Annotated in this window: 11 protein-coding genes and 1 tRNA gene; 2 read left to right on the top strand and 10 right to left on the bottom strand. The window is 38.8% G+C overall.

Annotation, left to right across the window (positions count from 1 at the left end; genetic code table 11):
- Positions 1–67 precede the first annotated feature (67 nt).
- From J0X13_RS15150 to J0X13_RS15125, 7 genes are all read right to left on the bottom strand, one after another.
- Entirely contained in the window at positions 68–856 is a 789-nt protein-coding gene (locus J0X13_RS15150; RefSeq protein WP_207072228.1) for a DUF6090 family protein, read from the bottom strand.
- 140 nt (positions 857–996) lie between these two features.
- Complete coding sequence (locus tag J0X13_RS15145; RefSeq protein WP_207072227.1) at positions 997–4752, bottom strand: T9SS type B sorting domain-containing protein; 3756 nt, start codon at positions 4750–4752, stop codon at positions 997–999.
- 193 nt (positions 4753–4945) lie between these two features.
- Positions 4946–5155, bottom strand: a complete 210-nt coding sequence (locus J0X13_RS15645) for a GDCCVxC domain-containing (seleno)protein (protein WP_242535759.1) — start codon at positions 5153–5155, stop codon at positions 4946–4948.
- A gap of 1 nt (position 5156) precedes the next feature.
- Positions 5157–5756, bottom strand: coding sequence for a mercuric transport protein MerTP (gene merTP, locus J0X13_RS15140; protein ID WP_207072226.1), 600 nt, complete (start codon positions 5754–5756; stop codon positions 5157–5159).
- 110 nt (positions 5757–5866) lie between these two features.
- Entirely contained in the window at positions 5867–6475 is a 609-nt protein-coding gene (locus tag J0X13_RS15135) for a recombinase family protein (RefSeq protein WP_207072225.1), read from the bottom strand.
- 756 nt (positions 6476–7231) lie between these two features.
- Positions 7232–8479: a site-specific integrase gene (locus tag J0X13_RS15130; protein WP_207072224.1), complete on the bottom strand. Its 1248-nt coding sequence runs from the start codon at positions 8477–8479 to the stop codon at positions 7232–7234.
- A gap of 232 nt (positions 8480–8711) precedes the next feature.
- Positions 8712–8784: transfer RNA gene (locus J0X13_RS15125), tRNA-Lys, on the bottom strand.
- Between the two features lie 118 nt (positions 8785–8902).
- Between J0X13_RS15125 and J0X13_RS15120 the strand changes: the two genes are divergently transcribed.
- A complete protein-coding gene (locus J0X13_RS15120; RefSeq protein WP_207072223.1) occupies positions 8903–9415 on the top strand; it encodes a shikimate kinase in 513 nt (170 codons plus the stop codon).
- On the opposite strand, the gene J0X13_RS15115 is transcribed toward J0X13_RS15120, so the two are convergent.
- Positions 9407–9904: a phosphoribosyltransferase family protein gene (locus J0X13_RS15115; RefSeq protein WP_207072222.1), complete on the bottom strand. Its 498-nt coding sequence runs from the start codon at positions 9902–9904 to the stop codon at positions 9407–9409. The two genes, J0X13_RS15120 and J0X13_RS15115, sit on opposite strands and share 9 nt — an antisense overlap.
- 36 nt (positions 9905–9940) lie before the next feature.
- On the bottom strand, positions 9941–10312 hold the full coding sequence (locus J0X13_RS15110) for an RNA-binding S4 domain-containing protein (protein ID WP_207072221.1): 372 nt from the start codon (positions 10310–10312) through the stop codon (positions 9941–9943).
- A gap of 78 nt (positions 10313–10390) precedes the next feature.
- Between J0X13_RS15110 and J0X13_RS15105 the strand changes: the two genes are divergently transcribed.
- Positions 10391–11341 (top strand): FKBP-type peptidyl-prolyl cis-trans isomerase, encoded by a 951-nt coding sequence (locus J0X13_RS15105; RefSeq protein ID WP_207072220.1) that lies wholly within the window; start codon positions 10391–10393, stop codon positions 11339–11341.
- A gap of 71 nt (positions 11342–11412) precedes the next feature.
- Here the strand turns inward: J0X13_RS15105 and J0X13_RS15100 are convergent, their stop codons facing one another.
- Complete coding sequence (locus J0X13_RS15100; protein ID WP_207072219.1) at positions 11413–12024, bottom strand: outer membrane beta-barrel protein; 612 nt, start codon at positions 12022–12024, stop codon at positions 11413–11415.
- Between the last annotated feature and the right edge of the window lie 18 nt (positions 12025–12042).

Genomic DNA, 12042 nt, shown 5'->3' with positions numbered 1-12042 from the left:
ACGGTTCGTAAATGAAGCGTAGTGAACGAATAGGAGCTATGATTTCATATACATTGTTGCGCTTTCGTTATTTTTCTATTCCGTCTCTTAATAAATTTAAGATCTCCAAAATTCTGAGGCGCAAAGCTTCAGATTGCAGATTTGCTCCTTTATTATTAGCAATAGATATTGAAATCATAGACTCCAATTTTTTACTTGTCAATATTTCATTTAGAGTTGCTCCAAGGCTGGAAGTTCCAATTTCTTCTTTGTATGCATTTATATTTTTATCTAATAGCCAATAATGGTCAATGTCGTTAATAAAACTATTATAGATATCTCTACCCAATCCCAAATCTGATATAATTGGATCAAATTGCTCATTCACTACTTTAGTCCAAACTACTTCGATTTCTGTCACTCCAACTACATCGGAAGACCAGTTGGATAGTAGGTGTTTCAATTTGCCATTTCGAATCAATCTTAAATTTTCCGAACTGATTAAGTCATTTTGTATAGGATCGAATGTCGGATCATTGCGCACCATAGCCAGGTCTTGAATTACACTATCTCGAACAATTCCAACAGGATTATCAAAAGCCCTTAACAATCTAAATGCCGAAGTAAGAACCTTTTCCCTTGTCTCTATTTTCTGTTCCAATTGTACAAGGTTAGCTTGATAGTCTTCTTGAAGTTGTTTAAGGATTACTTGTTCCTTTATTCTATCTTTTCTTCCCTCATTCCAATTATTAATCTGCAAGGCAATCAAAATTCCAATAACAACAAGGATTATCTCTCCAATAGCATATTTGAGATACTTTCCAGTCTTTCCTTCTGAAAGTAAGTTTTGGCGGATTTTCCGAAAGAAGTTAATCATTGGAGGTTGGTTTCTCTAAAGATATGTTTTTTATGTAATTAGGATAACTTATTGGAAAAGTGATGTTGAATTGATTGGAATCGTTTATTTGAACTTTAATTTCCCCTTCACTTTTTAGAACGAACTAATAAAAAATACTATCAACGTATTAAGCTAAAATGGCCTTGTTGAGAGTTTCCTCGATCAAACCTTACTCGAAACCAGTAATCACTGGCAGGCAATTTGCGATTGCGATAAGTACCGTCCCAAATTGGATCAGATGGACTCAATTCCTTCAATAATTTACCATACCGATCAAAGACATATACTTTGTAATCTTCATTTGTAATCCCTAAAAGTTGCCATGAATCATTATTGCCATCTGCATTTGGAGTGAAAAAACGAGGATAATCGAGAATGTAAACACTTTCAAACAAGACACCGCATCCATTTATTTCTTGAACTTCAATGGTGTGTTTGCCGGGAAACAAATTTTCAAAAACTGGATTCTGTTGAAAAATACCGCCGTCAAGGCTGTACAGATAATTGGATTCTGGTGTAATATTAATTACGATGGAATTCTGATTTGACCATCCAGATGCTTCTATCGTATAGTTTTGGATGGGGACAGCTTCGATTACTTCTATACTAATTGTGGAGGAAAATGTACCACAGGTTTCATCGGTAATGCTATAGGTATATAATCCAGGAGAATCCAATTGAGGGTCAAAAAAATGACCGCCACTTGACAGAGCGGGGGACCAATTACCAATATCTGACGGGCTACCGTCCATGCGTTCCAATAAATTGACCATACCTTCATTTCTACATATCATAAGAGAACCATCTTCACCAACACTTGAAGGTGAGGTCAATGTAACTCTCACTTCTGAATATACTTCACACTGTCCTTGTCCCAAGAGATAAGTATAGGTGCCTGGAGAATCCAAAGATGGGTCAAAGATTCCATTATCATTGTTAAGAGATGGAATCCATTCTCCACCGACATCGGGTGTTCCTCCCAAAACTTGGAAAAGGCTTATTGGATCGCCGTCATCGCACAGGGTAATTTCCCCATCGATGCCAGCATCCATTTGATTGGCAATTGAAACATATACGGTACTGGAAGTATCGCCACAAATTGAATTTGACACTGTGTATACATATTCACCCTCAAAATCAACCGATGGGTCGAAAATACCTGTTCCACTGCTTAGGGCGGGTGACCAAATGCCTCCCTCCTGAGGAGTGCCACCAATGATATTGAATAAGTCTATTGGAGCATCATCTGCACAAATCAAGAGATTGCTATCTTCTCCTGCATCGGAAGGTGACGAAATAGAAACCTGAACCATAGCGCTATTGGATTGGCATTCAATTCCGACCGTATAAATGTATTCCCCAGGTTCATCCACAGCAGGATCGAACCAGCCGCTTCCTGAGGAGAGCTCTGGGGACCAAACTCCACCAGGGTCGGGTTGACCATTTAAAAAATCAAAAAGGTTCCTTGTAGAAGTATTTGAACAAAAATCGGCAACCCCATCTTCACCTGCATCGGGTATCTCGGTAATAACACTTACTTCAATGCTTGCCGAGTCATTTGGGCATAGTCCGTTTTCAACTGTATAGGTGTATAATCCAGGTGTGTCCAACATGGGGTCAAATGTGCCGTTATCTGAAGTTAAGCTAGGAGACCAAGTGCCACCACTATCGGGGGTCCCCAATAAATAATCAAACAAGGAAACTGGGGACCCATTGGAACAAAGTTCCAATGAATTGTCCAGACCTGCCAGAAGCGCATCATTTAAAGTAACAGAAACTTCAGCATATGCACTGTTGCAATTCATGTCAACCAAAGTATATCGATAGGTGCCAGGCAAATCAACAGCTGGGTCAAAAATGCCGTTGCCACCGGACAAAGCCGGGGTCCATACCCCACCGCTAGATGGGTTCCCACCCAGCTGGGCAAAAAGATCGATCGGTGCATCACTCTTACATATCGAGACCATAGCGTCGGTTCCAGCTTCCGTTACTTGTTCCAGTTCTACAAATAACCTGACAATTTCAGATTGAACTGGTGTAGAACAAGTTGACGTGGGGTTAACTGCCAAAAGCCGATATAAATTCTTATTGAATGAAATAGGGGTGTTGGAAATGACCAGATGCTCAGACGAAGAACCCTGATAATAAAAATCATCAGAAATATTTGACCAAGAATCCCCATTATCTATACTTACCTGCCATTGAAACGAACCACCTTGTTGTACTGATACATCGAACATGGCTTGGTTTCCTGAAGAAATGGTAGTTGAAACCGGTTGATTGTTGAAAATTGGAGTTAAAAGTACTTCTTGAAAATCTGGTGGACCAATCCCATCCATATCCAGAGGTGCGGAATAACCATCAGGTTCTCCGGTTATTCGTCCCAAGTCATCCACACGATCCGGCAAGTTGCCTAAAGTACCGTTGCCGTCAGGGTCGGAAAATCCAGCTTCCAATACATCTTGGCATCCATCATTGTCACTATCCAGGTCTAAATGGTCAGGTATCAAATCACCGTCGGTGTCTAGGTCCGGCACCCCTCCATTTTCCTCCAGATCTAGGATACCATCATTATCATCATCTAAATCAATTGAATTCAGCACACCATCACCATCCGCATCGGCATTCGCAATAATTTCATCCCGGCTGCCGCAACCCATGGGATTCTGAAATATATCAACTTTATCAGGCAATTCTCCAAATTCCAGAAAAGTACTTATGGCACTGCAATCAGAAAGTGAATCGTTCAAAGTAATGACAACACGATTAACACCTGGCAATGTTGTCCCTGCTCGCATTAAACTACCCAAAAAATCAAGATTGGTCAAAAGTGGGTTTCCACTTATTTGAATATCCCAACCTATACTTTCAACCTTTTGCAATCCGTTGATATAAATCAACTTATTATTGGAGAAAATATCCAATTTCCCCTCTAAATGTTTGACATTTTGAAATGCATCTATGGTTACCAGTTGGTCATTATCGGCAATACGTATTTCACCTACGTCAACAAGTTTGTTAAAACCTGTTATTTCAGTAATTGCCACATTGAAAATATGAAGATGACGCTTTATATGGGTAATATTGGTAAATCCACGGATCCCCACCATGTTATGCTGGTACAACATGATATAGTCTGCCTCCAAGAGGGCGTCAAAAGAAGGGATGGTAACAGGATTTCCAGAACCATTGCCCATAAAATGTAATCCTTCTGTCCTAAAAAGATTGATAAAGCCAGAAATATTTTCCAAACGGCTATTGTAACTAATATAGAAATGACTCGTGCTGAGCAATGAATCAAATCCTGGAATGGCCGTTAATGAATCATTCCCATGTATTTGGAACATATCGGTACGTTGCAAGTTGTCAAAACCATCAAATGAAATCAATGATTCATTCTCTGTTATGCTGAACGCTCCCGTTGTCAAAAGATTTGGAAAAGTTGGAATGCTTAACAAGTTCCAATTGTTGCCAATTTGCAAAAAACCCACACATCGAACATCATTAAAACCCAGGATTGTTCTTAGTTCATCGTTACGAGATATTGATAGACCTCCTTGAAAAGAGTTGAGATTTCCAAAATCAACAAGTAGTAAATCGTCATTCGCTTCCACGATAATATTCCCACCCACACGTATAAGACCACTAAAAGCGGTGAGATTCTCCAAACTCGTATTTTCAACGATTAAATCTCCATCGATTTCCGTAAGTCCAGATAGTGTGGAAATATCCAAAATGTCCGATCCCCTCAGAATCAAATCCCCGTTAATGATTTCACAGGTGGGATAGGTAACCCGAAAATCATCAATATCAGTTTGAGATGATAGAGTGACATTTTCAGCGGGACATTGCCCCGCCAGTTTTAAAAACCCCAAAAAAAATAAAATTTGAAGTAGTAATTTCCCCCTCATTAATATTCCATTATTTGCTTTGAATAACGTAAATATTTAATCGATTTGCTGTATGTCCCAACTGTTTTCGACAAAATACCTGTTTGAAATCGTTTATTTGAACTTTATCCTCTTTTATTAAAATAGAATAACGTGTTGTTTGCTTTTGGTTTATAAATCAAGAACAGCAGCTAGATCCTTTCTGTATAGGTGGACATTTTACGGTTCCATAACTACAAAACACACAGCAATCTCCTTGTTTTGGTCTTAGGACTTGCTTACAATTTTCACATTCGTAAAAGAATTGGCATGCGTCCATGGGCATTGTTTCTTCTTTTTTGTGCCCACAATTTGGGCAAGTGATGGTTGATTGTAGAATGACTTCCATTTTAATTTTCAATTTTGTCAGTCACTGAATATCCTGTTCCATTGATTGCGGTTTCGATTTCCATGATGTCCGTTTTCGAATTATCAAACTCAATAATTGCGTTTCCATTCTCAAAGGAGGCAGTTGATTTAACAACACCTGAAAGTTTGTTCACTTTGTGGGTAACATGCTCTTCACAGCCTGCGCAGGTCATTCCACTGATTTTAAACTCAATGGTTTTTATTTTCGAGTTGTCAAACACCATTATCTGTTTTTCCGCTTTGGGATAAAAAACGTGGGCATATGATGGGAATGCAAGCATCACAATTGCAAACAATGTTACTATCCCTAAAAACTTTTTGCTCTGAATAAACCTTGGGTTTTCCTCATTTTCGCAATTACAGTCCACTTCTTTTGAGGGTTTCAATTTCTGATACCAAGCAAATCCAAGAACCAATACCGTAAATCCGATCAAATATGGTCTTAAGGGGTCTAGCCATGAGAAAGTCGAAGCAATTCCACTTGTTCCTGCCAATAAAGCCAAAACAGGGGTTATACAACAAAGCGAAGCGGTAATCGCTGTCAAAATGCCCAGTCCCAAAAGTTTGTTGTTTGATTTCATTCTTTCCAATTTTGTTCTTGATAGTTATTGTTTCATTTTCAACAACTTAGGTTGTTGGGATGTAAATTACATATATAAACCCCAAATTGAAATAAAATCGATGTATTGATTCATCTATTATACGATCTCAACTTTCCCGAAAGCCCCCTTGGCCTTAAATATTTGTAATAAGTGGCTCTTGAAATGTTCAATCGTTCGCATATTTCAGTTACCGTCACTATACCTTCATTGAAATACTCCTCACAAAGTACAGCTTTTTGTTGATTTTTCTTACTTAACCCCTTTGGGGCTCCCAAAATCTTCCCTCTTCGTCTTGCAGATTCCAACCCTGCTTTAGTCCTTTCTATAATGATGTCCCTTTCCAATTGTGCCAAGGCAGCAAATATGTTAATGATGAATTCTGAATGGGAAGACTTCTCCGTAGTATCTATGAAAGGTTCGGTAATGCTCCTAAATCGAACTCCCTTTTCCTTCAACTTTGCCATTAGATTGGTGAAATGGATCAAGCTCCTTGCCAACCGATCAAGTTTCCAGACCACAATGGTGTCTCCGTCCCTCACATATTTTAAAAGTTTGCTCAAGCTCTTCCGCACTTCCTTGGTGCTTGATACTTTATCTGTGTAAATGTTCTTTTGTGGAATCCCTTCTTTGAGCAGTGCATCCAATTTAAGGTCCAAACTTTGTTCCATGGTACTCACCCGTGCATATCCAAAAACCATAACCTGAAAGTTTAAATAAACGGTAGAATGTAAACTATTTATTTAGTACGGGGAAATGAACTTTAACATACCAGTGGACTCGTTTTACACTGAAAGTTCAATAAAACGGTGCCTTAAAATCGCCTGGTTCATAATGATATTCGAAACAAAGGCGAACGCAACGAAGTGGAGTGCTGCAAGCCCCAAATCTTACAAAAACTAATACTACTGAGCGAGGTAAAATTTGACCTGTAAGACTTCTTGAAACCCATTTTTCCATTAATAATTTGTCAGTTTTACTGGGCTGAACAGCTTTTTCCATTAAAAAGGCGATTGTTCCAAGAATCATTACAATCATAAATTAAGAAGAAAAGATACCTTCATTGAAAGCACCAAAGTTCAGTTTTTAAGCTAAAAATTCGTTGGTTTCATTGGGCTGAGAGCATTTTTAAGCTAAAAATGATTCAAACGACAATAACCGGCATTTTACAAAACCCCATAAATACGGGCTTTTCCAAAGGAAAATGAATCAATAGCGTTGCGTCAGCACGCTATCCTCTTGCTCTTCATATTTTCTTTGCAATGCAAAGAAAACATAAATAGCCGTGTTCAATAAGATGGAACATTAAAGTCTTTAATTATTGTAAATAGGTCATTGCACCCTATTTCAATTTTACTCCACGCTAATCTTCACGAACGCTATAAAATTGAAACAGGAACCACGCGCAAAAGTTGGGGTAAGATTTGGACTTGCGTTATTTTTATCCTGACACTTTTCTATTTTAGTTGGGTACTTTGATCTTTTAGTTTGGATCTAAGTAGTTGCATATCATTGCTTACTTTCTTTTCAATAACCCGCGCATAAATCTGAGTCGTGGCCAATTTGGTATGGCCGAGCATTTTTGATACTGTCTCAATGGGAACACCGTTAGATAACGTTACCGTTGTTGCAAAGGTATGACGAGCCATATGGAAAGTCAGATTTTTTTTGATTTTGCACAGGTCTGCTATTTCTTTTAGGTAACTGTTTAATTTTTGGTTGGATATTTTTGGCAGTAAAGTGCCCGTTGCTTTTGTTCTAGCATGTCCAAAGTATTTATTTATTAGTGAAAGAGGGATATCCAATAAGGGGAGTTCATAGGGAATCCCATTTTTGTTTCGCTTTGCCGTTATCCATTTGTTACCGTCAATCCCTATGACCAGATTTGTATGGGTAAGCTGTATGATATCCCCATAGGGGATTCCGGTGTAGCAACTAAAAATGAAAAGGTCTTTTACGATTTCAAGTCGCTCGCAAGTGACTTTCAATTGAACAATTTTCTGAAGATCTTCCTCGGTCAAAAATTCCCTTTGCCTTTTTTCCATTTTAGGCTTGAATTTTTTAAAAGGGTCATCTTTCAGCCAATCCAGTTCAACGGCCAACTTTATTTGTTTTCTAAAACGCTGGATATGTTTCATCACCGCATTGTTGGCAATGGACTTCCTGTAATGCTTTTTAGGATCGTAGGAACGCAGGAAGCTTTCCAATCTCAAGATGAAAGGATAGTCAAGTTCATGTAACGGATAATCGTTTTTATGGTATTGTTCCTTGATGAACTCGAGAACATATTTTTGATTGGTCCTATAGTGGCAAAGAGTTTTGGGAGCCAATTTTTCCTTGTTGGTCTCATTGTGGAAATCAAAGACCTCGCTCAAGTAATATATCTTTTTGTTTTCACCTAGATAATGGGACTTTATTTTTTCGACCGTTACCAGGCCATGGGCCGCTTTCAGTTCTCGGTACAGTTGGAAAATTTCCATTCTGACCTCTTCGAGGTATTCGTTCAAGTACCTGGCGGATGTTTTGGTGCCTTTGGCCCGTTGTTTTTTGGAATCCCATTGGCTGACATCCAGTTTTTTCTTAAGGCTGATATTGGCCTTTTTGCCGTTGAGGCTGATTCGTGCATAAAGATTGGCCTGATTATTGGCGTCCGCTCGTTGGGCGTATTGCCAAAAAAGGATGGAAAATGTGCTGGTCGATCTCATAGAGAAAGGTTTTTGGTTAAACAATCTGCTACGAAAGTCAAATCAACCATACAGTCAAATCGTCCGATTTTAAATGCCAAAATTTCATGTTGACGATTTAAAAATCCTATGTTGACGATTTGTGAACTCTTTTAAACCATTTTATATCAAATTAAATGATATGCCAAAAAATGCAAAATCCTGTAAATCAGTTAGATTACAGGATTTTGATATCATATGGTTTCTTAAAAAGTGACCTGACTGGGGCTCGAACCCAGGACCCTCTCCTTAAAAGGGAGATGCTCTACCAACTGAGCTATCAGGTCTCCACTTTGTGCTTAGCTGTTTGGCTAAGCGGGTGCAAATATAACATCAATAATCTATTTTCCAAGGTGAATTAATGATAAATTTGTGTTTTTTTGAAATCGGATAAAATTCTCAAAGATGAAAATTGTTTTAGTAGGATATATGGCAAGTGGGAAGTCAACTGTTGGACGATTGTTGGCCAGGCAATTAGGGATTCGGTTTATCGATTTGGATGATTATATAGAGGAGCATCAAAAAAAATCCATCAAAACCATATTTTCAGAAAAAGGTGAAATTTTTTTCAGAAAGTTGGAGCATCAAATGCTAAATGAGGTGCTGGGAAAAGAAGAATCACTTGTGATTTCCACAGGAGGGGGGACGCCATGTTACGGAACCAATATGACTATAATATTGGACGAAGCCGATCATTCTATTTATCTGGATTTAAGTATCCCGAATTTATTGGACCGAATTTCAAAGGAGAAAGAAAATCGTCCTTTGGTGAAAAACATTTCCGATAAGGAATTACCAGAGTTCATAGGAAAACACCTTTTTGAGCGTAGACCATACTATATGCAGGCAAAACATATATTGGACTGCAACGGAACAGATGCCGAAACCGTTGTTGAAAAAATAAAGGAGTTACTCTAGGTACACCGCATTGTTCTTCGGTTCAAAATCCACCTTAATATGTTCGCTTAACGATGTTGACAGCGATATTCCTTTAAAATCGGCTTTAATGGGGTACTTTTTATGATTTCTATTTACCAGTACCGCCGTTTTTAATTGTTTTATCGGGGATTTAAGAAAGTGATGGGTGCCATAGATCAATGTGGTTCCCGAATTCAACACATCGTCTACCAATACAATGGATTTGTTTTCATAGTCCTCCCTCGAAAGAGAGGTTTTTACCCCACTTTCCAAAGGATTCTTCTTGTCCATATCCACTTTGCACAAAATAATCTCGGCGTCTGTAATTTTTTTTAAAACCGTAATTATCTTCTTGGCAAAGCTTTCTCCACTTCCTTTTATTCCAGCAACCACAATTTCCTTTTCGTCCACATTGGTCTCATAGATTTGGTAAGCGATTCGCTTGGCAATGTGCTGTATTTGGTCGTGGGTAAGAATGCGGTTTATCATAGTTTTAGATGCTTGCTTCAAAGATATAAAAACAGTTTATTCCGGTTCGTCCAAATAATCGTCCAAATCACGACGATCTTTCTTTGTAGGCCGTCCCAACCCTTTTTTCCGATAATGCTTTTTGGCATACTGTAGCAACTCGGTATGTTCAAAGGCTTCCTTGGGGGTCGTGTCTTTTCTGTAGATATCCACCAATTTTGCCCCTACGCGGCTTTCTGGAATGTCCAAAACGGTTAGTTGGTATTCAATTTGGTTTTTTCGAACCATTATTTTGTCCATGGGATATACATCACGTGAAGGTTTAACAGCACTTCCATTTACTTTCACATGTCCTTTTTTTACCGCATTGGATGCAATGCTCCGAGTTTTAAAGTATCTGATGCACCAAAGGTACTTGTCTATTCGCATGGTCTTCGCAATTCTTTGTTAATGGACAAAGCAAAAATAACGGAAAATTGTATCTTGCGCGCCTAAATATCAGACTTGATGAGGTACGGAATTTTAGTTTTTTTATGTTTTGCGGTCACACTCTTATCGTGTAAAAAGGATGATGACAACGATGTTGTTGTGATACCACCAAGCTTATTGAGCGATGTGGCACCAGAAGACGATGCTACGATCAAAGAGTTTTTAAATACGCATTTTTATAATTATGAAGACTTTGCAAACCTTCCTGAAGGTTTTGACTATAAGATTGTTATCGATACCATAGCAGGTGATAATGCGGACAAAAGACCTATGATGGAAGATGCTGTTCCTGTTACCTTGAACGTGTCTTCAGCTTATTTGAATCTGGAAGCGGGAGAGGAAGACATAGCCCATACCTACTATTATATTGAGGTTAAAGAAGGTGGGGGAGGTAGCCCGACCATTGGGGATTCCACTTTGGTAAGATATCAAGGTTCTTTATTGGATGGAACATTGTTTGATGAAAGCCAAGACTTTACATGGCAAGAGCTTCCTTTCACGGTGCGTGGATACGGTAGCGGAATTTCTAAACTAAAAGCGGGAACTTCGGACCAAGTAGTGGAAAATGCGGACGGGACCTATAGTGTGACCAATAGTGGAATGGGAATTATTGTGATACCATCAGGTTTAGGTTATTTTAATAGTTCGGGGTCTGCACTGATACCCTCTTACTCTCCTTTATTGTTTAAAGTGGAGTTAGGCCTTTATGTTGAAAACACAGATAGGGACAATGATGGGATTCCTTCCATTGAAGAGGATTTAAACGGAAATGAATACTTGTTTGATGATAATACCGATTTGGAAGAGGAACCTTTTAACCCGCTCGCAAACTTTAGGGACGCCGATGATGATGGAGATGGGGTTTCTACAAGAAATGAAATATCCGATGATAACGGAAATATAATCACCCCTTTTCCTGATTCAGATGGTGATGGTATTCCTGATTATTTGGACCCTGATTCCAATTAGAAAAAAAACATAGATAAAAAAAGCCCAGCTACACTAGTAGCTGGGCTTTTTTATTTGTTATGATCAAAAGCTTATAATTTAAGCGAAAGTGCAAATATAATTTGCGAAGGTCGCGAATCCACCCTTCCTTCAACATTGGCGACATTGGTATCGATAAATTCGGCTTCGTTCTCCGAGAAACCTCTTTCATATCTTACGTCCAAACCTAATTTACCAAGGTTGACACCTACACCTGCATTAAGACCTACCGTAAAGTCGTTCTTCACATCTTCGACCTGTAGATCGCCCAAATCATTGTTCAAGGTATACTGAAAAGCAGGACCTGCAAAAATGTGCAGAGGCCCAATAAGCTTATATCCTAAAAGTACGGGCATATCCAATTTGGAAACATCGTAATCCTGTGAGTCGCCTTCTATATCGTAGGAACTTTTGGTTTTGGAATACACCAATTCAGGTCTTAGATAAATTTTGGGGAAGTCCAATTTGCCCCAAAAACCAAAATGGTAACCTGTTTTACCTTCGGCTCCTTTGGTAATATCACTTCCACCTTCGCTGACTGATTGGATCAGATCACCGTTCTTGTTGTACGATAGACCGGCCTTTACACCGAAACCAGAACCACTTTGGGCCATTGCTGCAGCACCGATCAAGGCAAATACAGCTACTAGAAAAGTTTTTTTCATAAGTGTTGTTTTTTTAAA

The organism is [Muricauda] lutisoli (nom. illeg.), from assembly GCF_017313105.1.
GTDB classification, from domain to species: Bacteria; Bacteroidota; Bacteroidia; order Flavobacteriales; family Flavobacteriaceae; genus Flagellimonas; species Flagellimonas lutisoli.
This window is presented reverse-complemented; position numbering and strand designations above follow the sequence as displayed.

What these genes read in the sequence shown, in the direction of transcription:
- J0X13_RS15150 (WP_207072228.1), bottom strand. Translation starts at nt 856, where the DNA reads ATGATTAACTTCTTTCGGAAAATCCGCCAAAACTTACTTTCAGAAGGA.
- J0X13_RS15645 (WP_242535759.1), bottom strand. Translation starts at nt 5,155, where the DNA reads ATGGAAGTCATTCTACAATCAACCATCACTTGCCCAAATTGTGGGCAC.
- merTP (WP_207072226.1), bottom strand. Translation starts at nt 5,756, where the DNA reads ATGAAATCAAACAACAAACTTTTGGGACTGGGCATTTTGACAGCGATT.
- J0X13_RS15135 (WP_207072225.1), bottom strand. Translation starts at nt 6,475, where the DNA reads ATGGTTTTTGGATATGCACGGGTGAGTACCATGGAACAAAGTTTGGAC.
- J0X13_RS15130 (WP_207072224.1), bottom strand. Translation starts at nt 8,479, where the DNA reads ATGAGATCGACCAGCACATTTTCCATCCTTTTTTGGCAATACGCCCAA.
- J0X13_RS15120 (WP_207072223.1), top strand. Translation starts at nt 8,903, where the DNA reads ATGAAAATTGTTTTAGTAGGATATATGGCAAGTGGGAAGTCAACTGTT.
- J0X13_RS15115 (WP_207072222.1), bottom strand. Translation starts at nt 9,904, where the DNA reads ATGATAAACCGCATTCTTACCCACGACCAAATACAGCACATTGCCAAG.
- J0X13_RS15110 (WP_207072221.1), bottom strand. Translation starts at nt 10,312, where the DNA reads ATGCGAATAGACAAGTACCTTTGGTGCATCAGATACTTTAAAACTCGG.
- J0X13_RS15105 (WP_207072220.1), top strand. Translation starts at nt 10,391, where the DNA reads ATGAGGTACGGAATTTTAGTTTTTTTATGTTTTGCGGTCACACTCTTA.
- J0X13_RS15100 (WP_207072219.1), bottom strand. Translation starts at nt 12,024, where the DNA reads ATGAAAAAAACTTTTCTAGTAGCTGTATTTGCCTTGATCGGTGCTGCA.